This is a genomic window from Bradyrhizobium sp. AZCC 2289 (genome assembly GCF_036924615.1).
Classification (GTDB): domain Bacteria; phylum Pseudomonadota; class Alphaproteobacteria; order Rhizobiales; family Xanthobacteraceae; genus Bradyrhizobium.
The window spans coordinates 4336626-4356713 of record NZ_JAZHRY010000001.1 but is presented as its reverse complement, the minus strand read 5'-3'; the positions used below and the strand labels follow the sequence as shown (position 1 = coordinate 4356713).

At 62.2% G+C, this 20088-nt stretch carries 21 protein-coding genes; 11 read left to right on the top strand and 10 right to left on the bottom strand.

Annotated elements, in window-relative coordinates; all coding sequences use genetic code 11:
* Positions 1-30: 30 nt before the first annotated feature.
* The 4 genes from mnmG to hemJ form a co-directional block, all read right to left on the bottom strand.
* A complete protein-coding gene (mnmG, locus tag V1289_RS20760; RefSeq protein WP_334398611.1) occupies positions 31-1914 on the bottom strand; it encodes a tRNA uridine-5-carboxymethylaminomethyl(34) synthesis enzyme MnmG in 1884 nt (627 codons plus the stop codon).
* A 139-nt stretch (positions 1915-2053) separates the two neighbouring features.
* Complete coding sequence (mnmE, locus tag V1289_RS20755) at positions 2054-3385, bottom strand: tRNA uridine-5-carboxymethylaminomethyl(34) synthesis GTPase MnmE (protein ID WP_334398610.1); 1332 nt, start codon at positions 3383-3385, stop codon at positions 2054-2056.
* A gap of 327 nt (positions 3386-3712) precedes the next feature.
* Complete coding sequence (gene rho, locus V1289_RS20750; protein WP_074272080.1) at positions 3713-4978, bottom strand: transcription termination factor Rho; 1266 nt, start codon at positions 4976-4978, stop codon at positions 3713-3715.
* A 258-nt stretch (positions 4979-5236) separates the two neighbouring features.
* The gene (gene hemJ, locus V1289_RS20745; protein WP_334407575.1) at positions 5237-5659 is read right to left on the bottom strand and encodes a protoporphyrinogen oxidase HemJ; all 423 of its coding nucleotides are present in this window, start codon (positions 5657-5659) and stop codon (positions 5237-5239) included.
* A gap of 453 nt (positions 5660-6112) precedes the next feature.
* Here hemJ and V1289_RS20740 point away from each other — a divergent pair, with 453 nt between their 5' ends.
* The 4 genes from V1289_RS20740 to dnaQ are packed head-to-tail and all read left to right on the top strand — an operon-like array spanning position 6113 to position 8936.
* Entirely contained in the window at positions 6113-6949 is an 837-nt protein-coding gene (locus tag V1289_RS20740; protein WP_334398609.1) for a pyruvate, water dikinase regulatory protein, read from the top strand.
* 10 nt (positions 6950-6959) lie between these two features.
* Positions 6960-7568 carry a Maf family protein gene (locus tag V1289_RS20735; RefSeq protein WP_334398608.1) on the top strand — a complete coding sequence of 203 codons (609 nt, stop codon included), beginning with the start codon at positions 6960-6962 and terminating at the stop codon, positions 7566-7568.
* 27 nt (positions 7569-7595) lie between these two features.
* Positions 7596-8195, top strand: coding sequence for a dephospho-CoA kinase (gene coaE / locus V1289_RS20730; protein WP_334398607.1), 600 nt, complete (start codon positions 7596-7598; stop codon positions 8193-8195).
* A gap of 42 nt (positions 8196-8237) precedes the next feature.
* A complete protein-coding gene (gene dnaQ / locus V1289_RS20725) occupies positions 8238-8936 on the top strand; it encodes a DNA polymerase III subunit epsilon (RefSeq protein WP_074272084.1) in 699 nt (232 codons plus the stop codon).
* A 42-nt stretch (positions 8937-8978) separates the two neighbouring features.
* Here dnaQ and secB read toward each other — a convergent pair whose 3' ends face one another.
* Positions 8979-9467: a protein-export chaperone SecB gene (gene secB, locus V1289_RS20720; protein ID WP_334398606.1), complete on the bottom strand. Its 489-nt coding sequence runs from the start codon at positions 9465-9467 to the stop codon at positions 8979-8981.
* Between the two features lie 441 nt (positions 9468-9908).
* Between secB and V1289_RS20715 the strand changes: the two genes are divergently transcribed.
* The 3 genes from V1289_RS20715 to V1289_RS20705 are packed head-to-tail and all read left to right on the top strand — an operon-like array spanning position 9909 to position 12773.
* The gene (locus tag V1289_RS20715) at positions 9909-10613 is read left to right on the top strand and encodes a Tim44/TimA family putative adaptor protein (protein WP_309180916.1); all 705 of its coding nucleotides are present in this window, start codon (positions 9909-9911) and stop codon (positions 10611-10613) included.
* Positions 10591-12177 (top strand): murein transglycosylase A, encoded by a 1587-nt coding sequence (gene mltA / locus V1289_RS20710; RefSeq protein ID WP_442896044.1) that lies wholly within the window; start codon positions 10591-10593, stop codon positions 12175-12177. The genes V1289_RS20715 and mltA overlap by 23 nt, the downstream gene beginning before the upstream one ends.
* On the top strand, positions 12174-12773 hold the full coding sequence (locus tag V1289_RS20705) for a Smr/MutS family protein (protein ID WP_334398602.1): 600 nt from the start codon (positions 12174-12176) through the stop codon (positions 12771-12773). Before mltA ends, V1289_RS20705 begins: the two co-directional genes overlap by 4 nt.
* A 154-nt stretch (positions 12774-12927) precedes the next feature.
* Here V1289_RS20705 and V1289_RS20700 read toward each other — a convergent pair whose 3' ends face one another.
* The 5 genes from V1289_RS20700 to hslV all read right to left on the bottom strand — a co-directional run bounded on the left by V1289_RS20700 (position 12928) and on the right by hslV (position 17281).
* Positions 12928-14070: a hypothetical protein gene (locus tag V1289_RS20700; protein ID WP_334398601.1), complete on the bottom strand. Its 1143-nt coding sequence runs from the start codon at positions 14068-14070 to the stop codon at positions 12928-12930.
* A gap of 185 nt (positions 14071-14255) precedes the next feature.
* Complete coding sequence (gene hslU / locus V1289_RS20695; RefSeq protein ID WP_309180911.1) at positions 14256-15557, bottom strand: ATP-dependent protease ATPase subunit HslU; 1302 nt, start codon at positions 15555-15557, stop codon at positions 14256-14258.
* A 64-nt stretch (positions 15558-15621) separates the two neighbouring features.
* Positions 15622-16233 (bottom strand): DUF2585 domain-containing protein, encoded by a 612-nt coding sequence (locus V1289_RS20690; RefSeq protein WP_334398600.1) that lies wholly within the window; start codon positions 16231-16233, stop codon positions 15622-15624.
* Positions 16230-16715: a GNAT family N-acetyltransferase gene (locus V1289_RS20685; protein WP_334398599.1), complete on the bottom strand. Its 486-nt coding sequence runs from the start codon at positions 16713-16715 to the stop codon at positions 16230-16232. The genes V1289_RS20690 and V1289_RS20685 overlap by 4 nt, the downstream gene beginning before the upstream one ends.
* 14 nt (positions 16716-16729) lie before the next feature.
* Complete coding sequence (gene hslV, locus V1289_RS20680; protein WP_074272092.1) at positions 16730-17281, bottom strand: ATP-dependent protease subunit HslV; 552 nt, start codon at positions 17279-17281, stop codon at positions 16730-16732.
* 202 nt (positions 17282-17483) lie between these two features.
* Here hslV and hisB point away from each other — a divergent pair, with 202 nt between their 5' ends.
* From hisB to hisA, 4 genes are all read left to right on the top strand, one after another.
* On the top strand, positions 17484-18077 hold the full coding sequence (gene hisB / locus V1289_RS20675) for an imidazoleglycerol-phosphate dehydratase HisB (RefSeq protein WP_334398598.1): 594 nt from the start codon (positions 17484-17486) through the stop codon (positions 18075-18077).
* A gap of 86 nt (positions 18078-18163) precedes the next feature.
* Positions 18164-18697 (top strand): DUF2628 domain-containing protein, encoded by a 534-nt coding sequence (locus tag V1289_RS20670; RefSeq protein ID WP_334398597.1) that lies wholly within the window; start codon positions 18164-18166, stop codon positions 18695-18697.
* The gene (hisH, locus tag V1289_RS20665) at positions 18694-19344 is read left to right on the top strand and encodes an imidazole glycerol phosphate synthase subunit HisH (RefSeq protein ID WP_334398596.1); all 651 of its coding nucleotides are present in this window, start codon (positions 18694-18696) and stop codon (positions 19342-19344) included. Before V1289_RS20670 ends, hisH begins: the two co-directional genes overlap by 4 nt.
* Positions 19332-20081 (top strand): 1-(5-phosphoribosyl)-5-[(5-phosphoribosylamino)methylideneamino]imidazole-4-carboxamide isomerase, encoded by a 750-nt coding sequence (hisA, locus tag V1289_RS20660; protein WP_334398595.1) that lies wholly within the window; start codon positions 19332-19334, stop codon positions 20079-20081. Before hisH ends, hisA begins: the two co-directional genes overlap by 13 nt.
* The last annotated feature ends 7 nt before the right edge of the window (positions 20082-20088 follow it).

Below are 20088 nucleotides of genomic sequence, written 5' to 3'. Positions count from 1 at the left end.
GTCCCGGCTGCGTTTCACGTGAAACAGGGTCTACGCGGTCGCCTTCGCTGTCCTCCGCCGGACTTCGCGCCGCAAGTAAGCCGCCAAAATACCCAGCGCCGCCGGCGTCAGGCCATCAAGCCGTCCCGCCTGCCCCACTGTCCGCGGTCGCGCGGCCTCGAGCTTCGAACGGGCCTCGTTGGAGAGCCCCGGCACATCAGCGTAATCGATATCGGTCAGAACCAAGCCCTCGTCGCGCCTGAAGGCGTCGACGTCGGCGGTCTGGCGTTTGAGATAGACGTCGTATTTCGCATCGATCTCCAGATGGACCGTGATCGCTGGGTCAATGGCCGATAACTCCGGCCAGATGCCCTTGAGATGAGACCATTCGATCTCCGGATAGGCCAGCAGTTCAAAGGCTGAGCGGCGGTGGCCGTCCCTATTGAGAGCCAGCCCATGCCTGGCCGCCTCGTTCGGCGTCATCGATAGCGACTTGGCCAGCGACTTGGCTGCATCCAACGCTGCCATCTTGGCCCCATGGCGCCGGGTGCGCGCCTGCCCCACACATCCGAGGGTAATTCCCTTGTCCGTCAGGCGCTGGTCGGCGTTGTCGGCGCGCAAGGTCAGTCGGTATTCCGCCCTGGAGGTGAACATCCGATAGGGCTCGGTGATCCCGCGGGTCACTAGGTCGTCAATCATTACGCCGAGATAGCCGTCGGCGCGGTCGAACACGACAGGTGCACCGCCGCTCGCCATCAATGCTGCATTGAGACCCGCAACAATCCCCTGCGCCGCTGCCTCTTCATAGCCGGTGGTGCCGTTGATCTGCCCAGCCAGGAACAGGCCGGGCAACCGCCTGGTCTGCAAGGTCGGATCGAGTTCGCGGGGATCGACATGATCGTATTCGATGGCATAGCCCGGCCGGACCATCTTTACCCGCTCAAGACCGGGAACGGTGGCCAGGATCGCGAGCTGGACCTCTTCGGGAAGCGAGGTAGAGATGCCGTTCGGATAGACCGTGCTGTCATCCAACCCTTCGGGCTCCAGAAAGATCTGGTGGCCGTCGCGGTCGCCGAAGCGGACGATCTTGTCCTCGATCGAGGGGCAGTAACGCGGTCCGCTGCTCTTGATCTGGCCGGAATACATCGGCGACCGGTGCACATTGGCCCGGATCACCTCATGGGTCGCCGGCGTGGTCCGGGTAATGCCGCACTGGATCTGCGGCGTTGTGATCCGCTCGGTCATCACCGAAAACGGCTCCGGCGGTTCGTCGCCGGGCTGCATTTCCACCGCCGACCAGTCGATGGTCGTACCATCGAGGCGCGGGGGCGTACCGGTCTTGAGGCGCCCGAGGGTAAAGCCGGCGCGTTCGAAGGATGCCGAAAGCCCCATCGCCGGCGCCTCGCCGACCCGGCCGGCCGGCCAGTTCTTCTCGCCGAGATGGATCAGGCCGCGCAAAAACGTTCCGGTCGTAATGACGACCGCGCCAGCCGCAAGCGCACGGCCATCGGCCATGCGAATGCCGGTCACCCTGCCGCTCAAGACGATGAGTTCATCCGCCTCGCCCTCGATCACGCTAAGATTGGCTGTCTCGGTGATCGCTGCCTGCATAGCCGCGGCGTAAAGCTTGCGATCGGCCTGGGCGCGCGGCCCGCGGACGGCCGGGCCCTTGCGGCGGTTCAGCATCCGAAACTGGATACCTCCGGCATCCGCGACCCGGCCCATCAGACCATCCAGCGCGTCGACCTCGCGGACCAGATGGCCCTTGCCGAGACCGCCGATCGCGGGATTACAGGACATGGCCCCGACGGTCGCGAAACGGTGGGTCACCAAGGCTGTGCGCGCACCCATCCGCGCAGCGGCGCTCGCGGCTTCGCAGCCGGCGTGGCCGCCGCCGATGACGATCACGTCAAACGATTCTTGCCCTGACATCATGCCGCGACTTCTATCCCGGAGTGACAAAAGCCGGAAGCGGGAAGTTGTGGCGGAAGGCCGATTGTTTCACGTGAAACAACGGGTCGCAGTACATCTGTTTCACGTGAAACAACCAGTTGATAAAATGAATGAAGAAATATTACTTACCTACACAAAACTCGCGGAAGATAACGTCGAGAATATCCTCAACATCGACGCGCCCCAGCAGCCTTCCCAGCGAATGCGCCGCCGCCCGGAGCTCTTCCGCGGCGAGTTCCTCACCTCTTCCGACCACCTCTATGCTGCGATGCAGCGAAATCGCCGCCTCCTGCAGCAACTTCCGTTGCCGGGTCCGGCTGATCAACCCACCCTCACTGGCGCCGAAATAATCCTGGGCGAACCCGACCAAAGCCGAGATCAGCTCCGGAAGCCCGTCGCCGCGGCTGGCCGAAATTCTAAAGCCAGCTTCCGCCCGCCCATGTGCCCTTAGCTCCCCCACCGCGTCGAGATCGATCTTGTTGCGAACCACCCAGACCGGCGCAGCGCGCTCGTGCTCAATCCTGTCATTCGCTGCATCGGCAAGCCACAAGACGAGATCCGCTTCGGCGGCCCGGGCCCGCGCGCGACGGACGCCCTCCTGCTCGACCGGGTCCTCGGTCTCACGAATGCCGGCGGTGTCGATCACCGTCACCGGATAGCCGTCGAGATCGAGCTGCACCTCGATGACGTCACGCGTGGTGCCGGCATGCGGCGAAACGATCGCAACCTCGCGCCGCGCCAGCTGATTCATCAGCGTCGACTTGCCGACATTCGGGGGTCCTGCGATCGCAACCACCAGCCCGTCGCGCAGGCGTTCACTTTGTCCCTGTGCCGCAAGCACTTCTTCGATTTCGCCGAGCAGCGCCCTGATCTTCACCAGCGCCGGCGCGATCAATTCCGCGGACACATCGCCCTCATCGGAGAAATCGATACCCGCTTCGATCAGCGCGGACGCCTCGATGATCCCTGCGCGCCAGGCCCTCGCCTTGTCGCCGAGCAAACCCTTGAGCTGCCGTAGCGCCTGACGGCGCTGCCGGTCGGTGTCGGCATGAATGAGATCGTCGAGACCTTCGGCCTCGGTCAGATCGAGCTTGCCGTTCTCGAACCCCCGCCGGGTGAATTCGCCGGGCTCGGCCGGCCGTACATTTTCGAAACCGGCCAGCGCGGCGAACATTGCGGCCAGCACCGCGCGACCGCCATGGACATGGAATTCGGCGACGTCTTCGCCGGTCGCGCTCGCCGGCGCTGGAAACCACAGCACTACGGCATCGTCGATCGGCTGCCGGTCAGCGCCGCGGAGCAGGACGCGGGTCGCCGTTCGCGGGGCAGCCATCCTGCCGGCCAAAGCCGTCAATACTCCTCCCGCCTGCGGCCCCGACACCCGCACGATGGCAATCGCGCTCGGCGGCCGGCCTGACGACAGCGCAAAGATGGTTTGGTCGCGGGGATGCATGGCCTATTTGTTCCCGACGAAAAGGAAAGGCAACGCAATTTCAGGGAGATGATTTTTTGGGGCTGCGCCTCGCGATCTGAGCCGCAATATTTGCTGCAGCAAAACCGCAGCATTTATACTGCAAAATCGGGCCGGTTTCGCGGGCCGCCAATCGTCGATCCAATAAACCTTTTTAACTTCAGTTACTTGCTGCAGCCGCCGTGGCGGCCGTGGAATTCCGTCATGCTGCACCAAAGCCGCAGTAAACCCACCTAATATTGCAGTGCAGCAAAACGCAAAAGGCGCCCCGTGCGAACGGGGCGCCCCTGCAAAGCCGGCCCCGAAGGCTCAGGTATTCATGGAATCGAAGAATTCCGAGTTGTTCTTGGTGTTCCGGAGCTTGTCGAGCAGGAAGTCGATCGCATCCATGGTGCCCATCGGATTGAGGATCCGGCGCAGCACGTACATCTTCTTCAGGAGTTGCGGATCGGTAATCAGCTCTTCCTTGCGCGTGCCGGAGCGCGAGATGTCGATCGCCGGGAAGGTCCGCTTGTCCGAGACCTTGCGATCGAGGATCAGTTCGGAGTTACCGGTGCCTTTGAATTCTTCGAAGATGACTTCGTCCATTCGGCTGCCGGTATCTACCAGCGCGGTTGCGATGATCGTCAGCGAGCCGCCCTCCTCGATGTTGCGCGCGGCGCCGAAGAAGCGCTTTGGCCGCTGCAGCGCGTTGGCGTCGACACCGCCAGTCAACACCTTGCCGGATGACGGCACCACGGTGTTGTAAGCGCGGCCAAGACGCGTAATCGAGTCCAGGAGGATCACAACGTCACGGCCGTGCTCGACGAGACGCTTGGCCTTCTCGATCACCATCTCGGCGACCTGGACGTGACGCACGGCCGGTTCGTCGAAGGTGGAGGAAACCACCTCGCCCTTCACCGAGCGCTGCATGTCCGTGACTTCTTCCGGACGTTCGTCGATCAGCAGCACGATCAGATAGCATTCCGGGTGATTGGCGGTGATGGAGTGCGCGATGTTCTGCATCAGCACCGTTTTACCGGTGCGCGGCGGCGCCACGATCAGGGCGCGCTGGCCTTTGCCGATCGGGGCGACGATGTCGATCACCCTTGCAGAAAGGTCTTTTCTGGTAGGGTCTTCGAGTTCGAGCCGAAAACGTTGATCGGGAAATAGCGGGGTCAGATTGTCGAAATTGACCTTGTGCTTGGACTTTTCCGGATCTTCGAAATTGAGCGTATTGACCTTGAGCAGCGCAAAATAGCGTTCGCCTTCTTTCGGGCTGCGGATGTGGCCTTCGATGGTATCGCCGGTGCGAAGACCGAAGCGGCGGATCTGCGAGGGCGAGACGTAGATATCATCGGGGCCCGGCAGATAATTCGCATCGGGCGATCGCAAGAATCCAAAACCGTCGGAGAGAACCTCGACGACGCCTTCGCCGATAATATCGATTTCCTGGATCGCGAGTTGCTTGAGAATCGCGAACATCAGCTCCTGCTTGCGCATGGTGCTGGCATTTTCGACCCCATTCTCTTCCGCAAACGAGACGAGCTCGGCCGGCGTTTTTGCTTTGAGGTCTTGAAGTTTCATTTCCCGCATTGGGATGGTCCTGTGGAGAGTAACTAGAGGAGGGGTGCGAGGTGGCTTTAAGAAAAAGCGGACACGAAAAAAGGAAGGTCCGCAGGTCTAAGCAAGGAAAGCGCCGGTGAGGCTTCAAACCTGATGCGGCGGCCGGTCCAACGAAGAAACCGGAACGCAACCACATCCGCCTGCGTGGGGTGGGATTTCGACAATATAGAAAATCGGCTGGCTCTCCGCAAGCAGGCCAAGGGCCCGGATTGTGAGCACCGGCATGCCCTAAAACGGTTTGACCACTACCAGGATAACTATCCCGATCATCAGAACGGTTGGTACCTCATTGATAAGACGATATAATTTCTGGCTGCGGGTATTCCGGTCGGCGGCGAAATCCTTAACGCAACGGGAAAAAAAGCCGTGGACGCCCGACAGCACGATCACCAGCAAAAGCTTTCCGTGCAGCCAGCCGGCCGAAAACCAATGCCCGCTCCAGGCGAGGTAAAGCCCGGCCAGCCAGGTCAGGATCATCGCCGGGTTGATGATCGCCCTGAGCAGCCGCCGTTCCATCAGCTTGAACGTCTCGGACTGCTTCGATCCGGTCTCCGCCTCGCAATGATAGACGAACAGCCGCGGCAGATAGAGCATGCCGGCCATCCATGCGATGACCGAAATGACATGCAGCGCCTTGATCCACTCGTACATCGCGTTTCGCCTTGCCTTCAGCCGCGCCTGGAACGTTCCGACCACATCGGTATTTCGATCGACGTTCCGCCAGCGTGGGAGGCAGACATATCCGCATTCACCGCTTCCCTACACTAATAATTTTAGAATCTTAGGTTTGAGTCTAAGTAGCGGTGAATTGGACTCACACAAATCTATTCCGCCATTTCCTGTGCTTGTTCACATCGCTCAACAATTTTGTTGGCGAATTCGGTTATGCGAATAAGGCCACTCGCTTCAATCGCTTGCGCCATTTTGCGGTCAGCTTATCCAGAGACAAATCCACATATTCTCACTATCATCGCGGCACACCGGCGGACTTGTCCTCATGAGGGGCCCTGTGAACAAAAAGCCGGGTTATCCCTGAGACGGGAGCCCGCGGCCGATTCTGTCGGGTAAGGTCCACAAGGATTCACAGGATACACAGGGGTTCTGGTGCCTACGACCGGCAATTATTTTCATCTTCATCTGGTCTCCGATTCGACCGGCGAGACGCTGATCACGGTGGCGCGCGCGGTCGCTGCGCAATATGCCAACGTGACTGCCGTCGAGCATGTCTATCCGTTGGTGCGCAGCCAGAAGCAGCTCGACCGCGTGCTCGACGAGATCGAGGAAGCGCCGGGCATCGTGCTTTTCACGCTGCTGGAAAAGGATCTGGTCGGCCGGCTGGAAGCCAAGTGCAAGGAAATCAACGTGCCGAGCCTGTCGATCATCGGCCCGGTGATGCAATTGTTCCAGGCCTATCTCGGTGCTGTGACTACCGGGCGGGTCGGCGCGCAGCACGTCCTGAATGCGGAATATTTCAAGCGCATCGATGCGTTGAACTACACGATGATCCATGACGACGGCCAGCATGTCGAAGGTCTGGAAGAGGCCGACGTGGTTCTGGTCGGCGTGTCCCGCACGTCGAAGACGCCGACCTCGATCTATCTCGCCAATCGCGGCATCCGCACCGCCAATGTCCCGCTGGTGCCGGGCATTCCGCTTCCGCATCAGCTGGAGATGCTGAAAAAGCCGCTTGTCGTCAGCCTTCATGCGACGCCCGAGCGGCTGATCCAGGTCCGGCAAAACCGGCTCTTGAGCATGGGCGACCGCGACAACGACACCTATATCGATCGCCAATCCGTTGCCGATGAAGTGGCGTTTGCCCGCCGCCTGAGCGCCAAATTCAATTGGGCGTTGCTCGATGTGACGCGGCGCTCGATTGAGGAAACCGCCGCGGCGGTGATGAAACTATACGCCGACCGGCAGCGGCAGCGGCTTCCCGAATGATCCTTTCGCAATGAGCATCTGGCGCGGAAAAGACCCCTTGATCCTGGCTTCGCAAAGCCGCGCGCGGCAGATGCTGCTCGCCAATGCCGGCCTGCGATGTGACGCCATTGCGGCCGACATCGATGAACGCGCGGTGCAGAAGGCTTCGGGCCTATCGGCGCCCGGTGATATTGCAGGCCTGCTGGCGCGGGAAAAAGCCCTCGCCGTATCGTCGCAGATGCCGGGACGCTTTGTCGTCGGCGCGGATCAGACGCTTGCGCTCGGAAGCCGGCTGTTCAGCAAGCCCGCCGGGCGTACGCAGGCCGCCGATCAATTGCGCGCGCTCGCCAGCGGCACCCATGAACTGCACTCGGCCGTTGCCGTTGCGCAGGGTGGCAAGATATTGTTCGCCGATGTCGGCGTCGCGCGCATGACCATGCGGCGGTTGGGCGACAGCGAGATCGAGGCCTATCTGGATCAGGCTGGCGAAGCGGTCACGACCAGCGTCGGCGCCTATCAGCTGGAGGGGCTGGGAGTGCATCTGTTCGAGCGCATCGAAGGCGATCATTTCACCATCCTCGGCCTGCCGCTGCTGCAACTGCTCGCATTTCTGCGCAGCGAGAACCTGCTTGCCGTATGAACGAATTGCGAAAATGGCTGTGGTAAAATGTTGATCCTGGGACTGACCGGCTCGATCGGGATGGGAAAATCCACCACCGCAAAGCTGTTTGCGGAAGCCGGCGTCCCGGTTTACGACGCCGACGCCATCGTCCATCAATTATACGAGGGAGAGGCGGCGCCCGCGATCGAAGCTGCATTTCCGGGTACGACGTCGGATGGCAAGGTCGATCGCAACAAGCTGTCGGCGCGCGTGGTGCATGATCCCTCTGCCCTGAAGCAGCTCGAACAGATCGTGCATCCGATGCTGGGCGCCTCGCGGCAAAAATTCTTTGCGGATGCGGAGGCGTCGGGCGCACCGGTCGTGGTTGTGGATGTGCCGCTATTGTTTGAGACCGGCGGCGAAAAGCGTGTCGATGCGGTGGTGGTGGTGACGACCTCGCCGGAAAATCAGCGCGAACGCGTATTGGCGCGGGGCATCATGGACGACGCCAGGCTCGACGCCATTCTGGCACGGCAGTTACCCGATGCCGAAAAACGCAAGCGTGCGGATTTCATAGTGGATACCTCGCATGGCCTCGAGCCGGTGCGGGACCAAATCCGGGACATTCTGGCCGAGGTTGTTAAGATGCCGCGGCGGCGGGCTTGATTCGCCGTTCTCCGCCCTGAAAACCCGTGTTCTGAAAAGTCCATGCGCGAAATCGTTCTCGATACCGAAACCACCGGCCTTGATCCCTTGCGCGGCGACCGGCTGGTCGAAATCGGCTGCATCGAGATCTACAACCGCATGCCGACCGGCCAGACCTTTCACCGCTACATCAATCCCGAACGCGACATGCCGGCGGAGGCCTTTGCGGTGCATGGCCTGTCCGCCGAGTTCCTCGCCGGCAAGCCGGTATTCACCGAGGTGGTCGACGAATTCCTGGAGTTCATCGCCGACGCGCCGCTGGTGATCCACAACGCCTCGTTCGATATAAGCTTCATCAATGCCGAGCTCGACCGCATCAAGCGAACGCCGATTTCGCGCGACCGGCTGGTTGACACGCTGCTGCTGGCGCGCCGCAAGCACCCCGGCGTCTCGAACCGGCTCGACGATCTCTGCTCGCGCTATTCGATCGACAATTCCCGCCGCACCAAGCACGGCGCGCTGCTCGACGCCGAACTGCTCGCCGAAGTCTATATCGACCTGATCGGGGCGCGGCAGTCGCAACTGATCCTGGCCTCGGAGACCCGCGCCGCGCAATCCGGCGGCTACGGCGACACGCCGCGGCGGCAGCGCGAGGTGCCGCTCGCGCCACGGATCACCGACGCCGATCGCGAGGCGCATCGGGCCTTTGTCGCCACGCTCGGCGACAAGCCGATCTGGAACGATTTTCTGGCAGCCGGTTAGCCCAGGCCTGGCTGCCCAGGCTTTCCTGGAACCGGCTTGAACCTAGCTCGGCTTGACGCCGGACGCGGCCTGCGCGGCGGCCTGCCGCTCCATGTTCTGGCGGTACAGGCCGACGAAATCGACGGGATCCAGCATCAAGGGCGGAAAGCCGCCATCGCGCACGGAAGTGGCGATGATCTCGCGCGCGAACGGGAACAACAGCCGCGGGCACTCGATCATGACCAGCGGGTGCAGGTTCTCCTTCGGCACATTGACGATGCGGAACACGCCAGCATAGGCGAGATCGAAGCTGAACATCACCTTGCCGGCGTTTTCAGCCTTGCCTTCGACCGAAAGCACCACTTCGAACTCGTTTTCGGCCAGATTGTTGGCGGAAACGTTGATCTGGATGTTGATCGCAGGCTGCTGCTGCTGCGGCGCCAGTGAGGCCGGCGCGTTCGGATTTTCGAACGACAGGTCCTTGGTGTATTGCGCCAGCACGTTCAGCTGGGGAGGGGCCTGCTCGGCGGGCGCGCCGTTGCCGTTGGTCATGAAAATTTCTCCTGAAGCTCCAGCGAGCGGAGACCGGGTTTCGTCTGAATTCGCTCGGAAGGCGGAAATGCCTGTGCCGGGCGAGTGGCTATCATAGCCCCGCCTCATCCCACAAGGACGACGGATCGGGGCTGGTCCAAACCATCGGCGATTTGTGCCGGATATGGCTAATACCGCTCGGCCAGCCGCCTTCCGCCCATCCTAAATATTTGAATATGCGTGATTTCCGGGCATGATCGGGTTTCCCCTCGCGGCCAAAACGCGCTACAATTCACCCGCGCCAAAACGCGCCATTGGCCTGGCAAAGTTTCATGCCTACATGCTCCAGACTCAATCGTTGATGTAAACTCTGCCGTTCCCGGGTTCTACCAAGTGAGCTCTCGAGGGAACGCTCGACCGCCGGGCCCGTTGCCGGCGTGAGAATCAGAAAGCGAATACGACGTGGATATCTACACCATCATCTTCCTGGCGCTGGCGGTCTTTATTTTCCTGCGCCTGCGCAGCGTCCTCGGACAGCGCACCGGGAGCGAACGGCCGCCCTATGATCGCGCCGCGCCCAACGTCGTGCAGCGTACGCAGGACAATAACGTCGTTCCGATGCCCGGTGCCGTGATCGACCAGACGCCGCTGGCGCCGACCGCTGATGTGGTGGCGCCGACCGATCGCTGGAAGGGGATTGCCGAGCCGGGCACGCCGCTGGCCCAGGGCCTCGACGCCATTGCCACGCAGGATACCTCGTTCGATCCCAGGCACTTCCTGTCGGGCGCCAAGAGCGCGTACGAGATGATCGTGCTGGCTTTCGCCAACGGCGATCGCCGCGCGCTGAAGGACCTGTTGTCGTCCGAGGTCTATGAGAGTTTCGACGCCGTGATCAAGGATCGCGAGAAACACGAGCAAAAAACCGAAACGCGATTTGTTTCGATCGACAAGGCCGAACTGGTCAATGCGGAAGCCCGCGATCGCGCGGCGCAGCTGACGGTTCGTTTCGTGTCGCAGATGATTTCGGTCACCCGCGACAAGGCCGGCACTATTGTCGATGGCAACCCGGATAAGGTCGCCGATATCACCGATGTCTGGACATTCGCCCGCGACACGACGTCTCGCGATCCGAACTGGAAGCTGGTTGGCACCGGAAGCGCTAACTAACACGCGCAACCTTGCACGGTTGGCGTTGGCTGTGATCGCTGTCCTATTGCTGCTGGTACCGTTGGGTGCGTTTGCGGCCCGTCATCTCCGTCACGTGCATCCGCATCAGCCAACTCCTCGTGCCCTGCCATATCCGCAGCTCGAATGGCCGCTTCAGATCAGCGGCGGCCAATATTTGCCGCTGGCCTGGTCGGATATCGCGGGCTGGAACGACGACGATCATCTCGCCGCCTACAAGGCGTTTCGCACCAGCTGCAAACCGATCGCCGCCCAGACCGCGCCTCCCGCAGATTCGAAGGCGCTGGGCACGTCGCTGCGCGATCCCTGCCGTATCGCCAGAGGCCTCGAGCTGTCCGATGGCGCCAGGGCGAGGGCTTTCTTCGAGGAGCATTTTCTGCCCCTGCGCATTTCGCGGCTCGGCGAAGGCGAGGGGTTCGTCACCGGTTACTACGAGCCTGTCATCGACGGCTCCCGGACCCAGACCGACGTCTACAACGTGCCGGTCTATCGCCGCCCGTCCAACCTGTTCGTTCGCGGCACCACGCAAAACTCCGTCGGGCTGCCCAACAAGGGCGAGGTGTTCCGCAAGATCGGCCGCCGCAAGCTCGTGCCTTATTACGACCGCGCCGAGATCGAGGACGGCGCGATTGCCGGCCGCGGCCTCGAAATCTGCTGGCTGAAGGATCAGACCGATCTGCTGTTCTCGCAGATCCAGGGCTCGGCCCGCGTCCGTCTCGAGGACGGCTCGACCATCCGCATCAACTACGATGCGCATAATGGCTATCCCTATACGCCGGTCGGCCGCATCCTGATCGATCGTGGCATCATTCCCAAGGAACAGATGTCGATGCAGAAAATCAGGGAATGGATGGCGCAGAACCCCGACGGCGCCAAGGAACTGCGGCGGCAGAACCGTTCCTACATCTTCTTCCGGGAGGTAAATCTCTCCGACAAGGATGAAGCGGTCGGCGCGCAGGGCGTGCCGTTGACGCCGGGCCGCTCGATCGCGGTCGATAAATCGCTGCACGTCTATGGCACGCCGTTTTTCATCGAAGGCGAGCTGCCGATCGAGTCGGAGCAATCCAGGACGCCGTTTCACCGCCTGATGATTGCGCAGGATACCGGCTCCGCCATCGTCGGGCCGGCGCGCGCCGATCTCTATTTCGGCGCCGGCGTCGACGCGGGGAGGGTTTCCGGTCGGCTCCGGCACACTATGCGCTTCGTCATCCTGGTGCCGAAAGGCCTCGATCCGCTGGCGCGGGGCCGCAAGATGCCGGTGCCGGACGAGCGGCCTTCGGAGAAGATCGCAAAGCTGTTTCCGCAAACGGATCCCCTGAAGAGCGCCGCGAAGCCCCCGGTCACGGCCGCCACGCAGGCTTCAAACAATGCGGGCAAAGCTGCAGGCAGCGCGAAAGGCGCGGTGCCTGCGACAGCGCCTGTCGCTCAGGCTGCGCCCGCACCACTAGCCAAGCCGGTACCGTTGCCGGAAGCCCGGCCCAGGATCGAACCGAGCCCTGAAGGGCGCCGCCGTCGGCGTATCCGCCGCCATTACTGCTGCCGATGAAACGCCGGCCTTCGAATTCGATCCCGGAATTGCCGCCGCCGCCGCGGCGCAAGCGCGGCCTCAGCGAAGAAGAGCGCGCGCTGTGGGAAAGCGTTGCCAAGCAGGTCAAGCCGCTGCGCAAGCTCCACCGCGCCGCGAAGCCGCCAGCCGCCCTGCCTGAGGCGGAAGCCCCTGTCGGGCCAAAACCCGTTGCTTCGCCAAAGCCGCTAGCGCCGCCGAAAATAATTACTCCGCCCAGCCAGGAACCGCCGCCGCTGGCGCCGATCGGACGCCGCGAACGTTCGCATCTCTCGCGCGGCCGAAAGGAGATCGATGCCCGGCTCGACCTGCACGGCATGACGCAGTCGCGCGCGCATCGCGTGCTCTTCACGTTCCTGCAGCGCGCCCACAGCGACGGCCTGACCTTCGTGCTCGTTATCACCGGCAAGGGCAAAGTCGGCGGCGCCGAATCCGAACGCGGCGTGCTGCGCCGCCAGGTGCCGCTATGGCTGAGCCTGCCGGAATTCCGTTCGCTGGTGGTTGGATTCGAGGAAGCCCATATCGGCCATGGTGGCGAGGGCGCGCTGTATGTCCGGGTCCGGCGGTCGCGGCTGTAGAGAATTTTTCTGGTTTAGTGGCTTTCATGGTTCGAGGCGCAGGGCGTCGCCGTGCTCCTCACCATGAGAATCTCAGATCTCATCCTGAGGAGCGTCGCGAAGCGATGCATCTCGAAGGATGAAAGCCACAGAGCTGGAGATTGCCCCAGTTTTCTCAGAACGGCCGCACGATCCCGACCCGCGGGATGATCGTGACGATCCAGCCAAACACCGTGGTCCTTCGATCATCCGTCGGGATCAACGGCACGTCTTTTGAGGCGGGCAGCGTCTTCACCGCGTGCAGGATCAGGAACAGGCACACCGCCCAGTTCGAAATCCACCGCGAATAGTCGAACACCATCGCAAACATCACGAGGTAAGCGGCGCTGACGACGACGATCGCCGCGATCACGATGCGGCCATGCAGCTCGCTTGAAAGCGCGCCGATCAGCCGCGCGAAATATTGCCAGAGCGGCGTGTGCAGCCAGATCAACAGCGCAAACACCGGCAGGCCCAGCAGATTCGCGGGCATGCGCTCCCAGGTATCGTGGATTTCGCGCGAGAGCGGCTGATACCAGATGTAGACGAAAGCATCGGTGTATCTCGGCAGATCCTCCCGCGAGGTGTCGGCGATGCGGCTTTGCAGATGGGCGCTGAATTCGTTCGGGGATACCGTCATCGTTCCATAGAATTGCGCGGCGAAGAACAGTGCGGCGACGGCCAGCGCCGCTGTCATGCCGACGATGGCGTTCTGTCGCGTCAGGCCGACGACGAGGTAATGACGCAGCACCACGATGACGGCGATGGTCGGCACATACATCAGGAAATGGATGTGATGAATCAGGATCAGGAGCATCGACGCCAGTGCGGCGGAGATCACGAAAGCGACCGAGCGCGCCGGCGCCAGCAACAGACAAATCGCAATCGCGCAGCCATAGATGTCGAAATGCCCCAACGTATAGATGAAGTTCTTGAGGAAGAACGGCGATCCCGCTGTCAATACGAACAGCGGCAGCTGCGCGCGGTCGAAGCCGAACGTTCGCCGGAATAATTGAACGAACAAGCCGGCCGTGATCAGCAACATCGCGCCGCCGAGCGCGAATACCGGCCATACCGGCATCTTGTGGACGAACAGGGACGCGATTGCGCCAATCAGCGCGCGCTTGGTGAAGCCGAAATGATAGTCGACCAGCAGATGGATGTAGGGGACATAGGGTACAAGCGTGATCTTGTAGAGAAAAACCCCGATCAGTACGGCGACATTGACGGCAACCATCAAGGGCCAGGGGTTTTTCGGCATCCGCAGATTTAATTTCATCGTCGTCCCGGCCAAGCCAACGGGTCACGCGAATGCGCGCCCGATGATAAACTCCGCGGCGAGCCGGGACCCATAACCACCGTCGCCTGTCGTAAGCGGGATAGTGGCTCCAGCACGGCACCAAAGCTAATATTGGTGGTTATGGGTCCCTGCTTTCGCAGGGACGACGATCTTACCGGCAAACGTTACAAAATAAACCGGCTCAAATCCGCATTCTTGGCGAGATCGCCGACGTGCTTCTGCACATAGTCGGCATCGACCTGGATGGTCTCGCCGTGACGGTCCGGCGCGGCGAACGAAATTTCGTCGAGCACGCGCTCCATCACGGTCTGCAGCCGCCGCGCGCCGATATTTTCCACCGTGGAATTGACGGCGACCGCGATGTCCGCCAGCGCGTCGATGGCGCTGTCGGTGATGTCCAATGTCACGCCCTCGGTCTTCAGCAGTGCTACATATTGCTTGATCAATGAGGCTTCCGGCTCGGTCAGGATGCGGCGCATGTCGTCACGCGACAGCGCTTCCAGTTCGACTCGGATCGGCAACCGGCCCTGCAATTCCGGCAACAAATCCGATGGTTTTGCGATGTGGAACGCGCCCGACGCGATGAACAGGATGTGGTCGGTCTTGACTGCGCCGTGCTTGGTCGAGACGGTGGTGCCCTCGATCAGCGGCAGCAGGTCGCGCTGCACGCCCTCGCGCGAGACGTCGCCACCGACGCGGCCATCGCGGACGCAGATCTTGTCGATCTCGTCGAGGAACACGATGCCATTGTTCTCGACCGCGTTGATCGCTTCCAGCACCAGCTGATCGCTGTCCAGCAGCTTGTCGGATTCCTCGTTGACGAGGATCTCATGCGAGCCCTCGACCGTCAGGCGGCGGGTTTTGGTGCGCCCGCCCATCTTGCCAAAGATATCGCCGATCGAGATCGCGCCCATCTGGGCGCCGGGCATGCCCGGGATTTCGAACATCGGCATGCCGCCGGAAGATTGCGTCTCGATCTCGATTTCCTTGTCGTTGAGTTCGCCGGCGCGCAGCTTCTTGCGGAAGGCATCGCGGGTCGCGGGACTGGAGCCGGGCCCGACCAGCGCGTCGAGCACGCGGTCTTCGGCCGCGAGCTGGGCGCGGGCCTGCACATCCTTGCGCTTGCGCTCGCGGGTCTGTGAGATTGCGACTTCGACGAGGTCACGGATGATCTGTTCGACGTCACGGCCGACATAGCCGACCTCGGTGAATTTGGTGGCCTCGACCTTGATGAACGGCGCGCCGGCGAGCTTGGCCAGCCGCCGCGCGATCTCGGTCTTGCCGACGCCGGTCGGCCCGATCATCAGGATGTTTTTCGGCAGCACCTCCTCGCGCAAGGAACCGGTGAGCTGCAGCCGGCGCCAGCGGTTGCGCAAGGCGATGGAGACCGCGCGCTTGGCGTCGGACTGGCCGACGATAAAACGGTCGAGTTCGGAAACGATTTCGCGGGGGGAGAAGTCGGTCATAGGTCCTAGTTAAGGTTCGTATGTTGCGAGAACAAGCCGCATTTAATCGGATTCATTCAAGGCATCAAATGATCGGCGGCCCGGCCTGCCATTGCTTGATCGCCTCAAAGGGGTGGATCAGCATGATGATGTTCAAAGTGAGATTGTCGCGGATGTGAAGCGCCATCACGAGTTCGAACAACAGCGCCAACGCGATCGTGATCGCGACCGGGAGCTTTCTGGCCAGCAGAAACCCCAAAACCATGGCCAGCGTATCGGAGATCGAATTGACGATGGTGTCGCCAAAATAATCCAGCGAGATCGTGCCGGCGCGGTAGCGGTTGATGATCCAGTTCGAGTTCTCGACCAGCTCCCAGCCGCCTTCCACCAGCATGGCGATGATCAGGCGGCCCGGCCAGGCAAGGCGCGGGAAGGCGAGGAAGGCCGCGCCGTAAAACAGAAAGCCGTGCAGGATATGCGACAGCGTGTACCAGTCGGTAATGTGCTGCGAGTTTTCCGAGCTTTGCACCACGCCGTGCCAGAGTTTGACATAGCCGCAGGCGCAGATCGGCAGCCGGCCCATCGCGTAGAGGGTCGAGGCCTGCACGGCGAGGATGCAGGCCGCGATCGCCAGCCAGTGCCAAGCCGAAAGACCGTTGAAGACGGGAGGTTTGTCGGCGGAGTTGCCGGAGGTCATGGGTTGCGGACCATCAGAAGGGCTGCGCCATCGGGCGTATCCACTATGCGGACTTTTTCGAACCCGGCATTTTCATAGGCGCGCACCGCGCGGCGGTTGGCAGGATCGGGATCGGTGACGATGCGCGGCGCGCCGTTTCTCAGCTGGTCGTCGACGAAGGCGCGAATGAACGCCGAACCATGGCCGCGCGCGATCATGGCGGGCTCGCCAATGAAGAAATCGATGCCACGCGTACCCTCTGGATGGGTTCCGAAGCCTGAATTCCACGCGGTCAGATCATAACACTGGATGTAGCCGAAATCGCTGCCGGTTGCCGCGACGACATATTGATCCATTGCCGGCTCCGCGAGGTCGCCGCTGACCAGGGCATATTGCTCGTCCGGATCGCCCCACCATTCGCGGACATGGGGCTGGGCGAGCCACTGCCGGATCTTGGGAAGGTCTTTTGTCGTCATCGGTCGGAAGGCATAGAGCGCCGCCATGCTCGGCCGCCCTCCTACAGCGTTTCGATCGTCACGTTCCGGTTGGTGTATACGCAGATGTCGGCGGCGATATCCAGCGCGCGGCGTACGATGGTCTCGGCATCCTTGTCGCTGTCGACCAGCGCCCGCGCCGCCGCGAGGGCGTAATTGCCGCCCGAGCCGATCGCCATCACCCCGGCCTCCGGCTCCAGCACGTCGCCGGTGCCGGTCAGGACCAGCGATACATCCTTGTCGGCGACGATCATCATCGCCTCCAGCCGGCGCAGATAGCGGTCGGTACGCCAGTCCTTGGCGAGCTCGACCGCCGCCCTGGTCAATTGCCCCGGATATTGCTCGAGTTTGCTCTCCAGCCGCTCGAACAACGTGAAGGCGTCGGCCGTGGCGCCGGCAAAGCCGCCGATCACGTCGCCCTTGCCCAGTTTGCGGACCTTTTTGGCGTTGGATTTGATGACGGTCTGGCCGATCGAGACCTGGCCGTCGCCGCCGATCACCACCTTGCCGCCCTTGCGGACAGTCAAAATCGTGGTGCCGTGCCAGACCGGCAGCTCGTTCTGTGATGCTTGCATAGGAAACCCTCGTGTCCGGCCAGATTTAGGGATTCGCGGGAGGGGTTACAATCGCGCGATTCACCTCGGATTCTGGTCACCATAGGGGGAAGTTCGGTCTCCAAAAGCGTCATCCCGCAGTAGCGAAGGCGACATCGGCCTGTTAAAAGGGCCGCGTTTTCGGCCAAAGATCGATTAAGGGCCGACAGGGAAAGCACTTTTCATGCGCACGGCGACCATCAAGCGCAAGACCAAGGAGACCGACATCGAGGTTGCGGTAAACCTCGATGGGTCAGGCATATCCAAGGTTTCGACCGGTATCGGCTTCTTCGACCACATGCTGGATTTGCTGGCCCGGCATTCGCGCATCGACATCACGGTGAAGGCGGATGGCGACCTCCACGTCGACCACCACCACACCACCGAAGACGTCGGGATTGCGCTCGGACAAGCCGTGAAGCAGGCGCTCGGCACCATGGCCGGCATCACCCGCTATGCCTCGATCCATATGCCGATGGACGAGACGCTGTCGCGCGTCGTGATCGACATTTCCGGCCGCCCGGTGCTGGTGTTCAAGGTCGATTTTCCGCGCGACAAGGTGGGTACCTTCGACACCGAACTGCTGCGCGAATGGTTCAACGCCTTCACCATCAATGCCGGCGTGACTTTGCACGTCGAGACCCTATATGGCGAGAACAGCCATCATATCGCCGAATCCTGCTTCAAGGGTCTGGCAAGGGCGCTTCGGGCCGCGGTCGCCATCGATCCACGCGCCGCGGGTGAAGTGCCTTCCACCAAGGGTCAGCTCGGCGGCTGATTTTCGAGCATGATCCGGAAAAGTGGGAACCGGTTTTCCGAAACGATCATGCTCAATAGAACAGTTTTCATCGGCGGAGAGTGACGATGCCGGTCTATACAGTGCATGCCCCCGTGGCCAACGGCGCCGATCTTGAGGCGGCCGACAAGTTCAGGTTCGTGCGCGACGGTTTCCATTTCTGGGCCGCGGTCTTCAGCGTGCTGTGGCTGATCTGGCACCGGCTGTGGCTGGCGCTGCTCGGCTGGATCGTCGTGACGGCTGCCGTCGAAATCGGACTGGCACAGCTCGGGGTCGGCCGCGGCACGATCATGCTCGCCAATATGTTGATCGCGATCCTGATGGGGTTCGAAGCGGCCAGCCTGCAGCGCTGGACGCTGTCGCGGCGCAAATGGCGTCAGCTCGACATCGTGGTCGCCGATGACGAGGAGGCAGCCGAGCGGCGCTTCTTCGACCGCTGGACCGCCCGGCAACGTGGCCTCGCCAACGACCAATGGGCGGTCGATCGCGGTGGGCCGCCGCCGACGCGCAATATTCCGGGCCAGCCGTTCTCAAAGCCGCCGCCGCCGTTGCCGCAGGGCGGCATCATCGGATTGTTTCCGGAGCCGGGAGGGTCACGATGAGCGTAGCGATCATCGATTACGGCTCCGGCAATCTGCACTCGGCGGCCAAAGCCTTCGAGCGCGCCGCGCGCAGCATGGAGAATCCGCAGAAGATCGTGGTGACGCGCGATCCCGAAGTGGCGTTCCGCGCCGATCGCATCGTGCTGCCCGGCGTCGGCGCCTTCGCCGATTGCCGCCGGGGACTGGATGCAGTCGACGGCATGCTCGAGGCGATGACGGAAGCGGTGCGGGTCAAGGCGCGGCCGTTCTTCGGCATCTGTGTCGGCATGCAGCTGATGGCGACGCGCGGCAAGGAACACGTCACCACCAACGGATTCGACTGGATCGCGGGCGACGTCGTAAAGATTTCGCCGCGCGAGGAAAACCTGAAAATTCCGCACATGGGCTGGAACACGCTCGACATGATCCGCGAGCACCCGGTGCTGGAGCGGCTGCCGCTGGGGCCGAAGGGCCGCCACGCCTATTTCGTGCACTCCTATCACCTCAATGCGTCGAATGAGGCCGACGTGCTGGCGCGCGCCGATTACGGCGGGCCGGTGACGGCGATGGTCGGCAAGGACACCGCTGTCGGCACCCAGTTTCACCCGGAAAAAAGCCAGCGCTTTGGGCTGGCGCTGATTTCGAACTTTTTGAAGTGGAAGCCGTGATCCTTTTTCCCGCCGTCGACCTGAAGAACGGCCAGTGCGTGCGCCTCGAACAGGGCGACATGGCGCGCGCGACGGTGTTCAACCTCGACCCAGCTGCGCAGGCTCGCGCCTTCGCCGCCCAGGGGTTCGAATATTTGCACGTCGTCGACCTCGACGGCGCCTTTGCCGGCAAGCCGATGAACGCGATGGCGGTCGAGGCGATGCTGAAGGCGGTCACCATGCCGATGCAACTCGGCGGCGGCATCCGCGATCTCAAAACGGTTGAGGCCTGGCTCGACAAGGGCATTGCGCGTGTGATCATCGGCACCGCCGCGGTGCGCGATCCCGAGCTGGTCAAAAGTGCCGCGAAAAAATTCCCCGGCCGCGTCGCCGTCGGTCTCGACGCGCGCGACGGCAAGGTCGCGGTCGAAGGCTGGGCCGAGACCTCGCAGGTGACCGCGCTCGAAATCGCGCGGCGATTCGAGGATGCCGGCGTCGCCGCGATCATTTTTACCGACATCGCGCGCGACGGCCTGCTCAAGGGCCTCAACCTCGATGCGACCATCGCGCTTGCCGAGCGGATCTCGATTCCCGTCATTGCCTCGGGCGGCTTTGCCTCGATCGAGGATGTGAAGGCGCTGCTGGCGCCGCGTGCCAAAAAGCTCGCGGGCGCCATCGCCGGCCGCGCGCTCTATGACGGCCGCCTCGATCCCGCCGCGGCCCTGGCGCTGATCCGCACCGCGCGCGCCGCGGCTTAGGAGACCG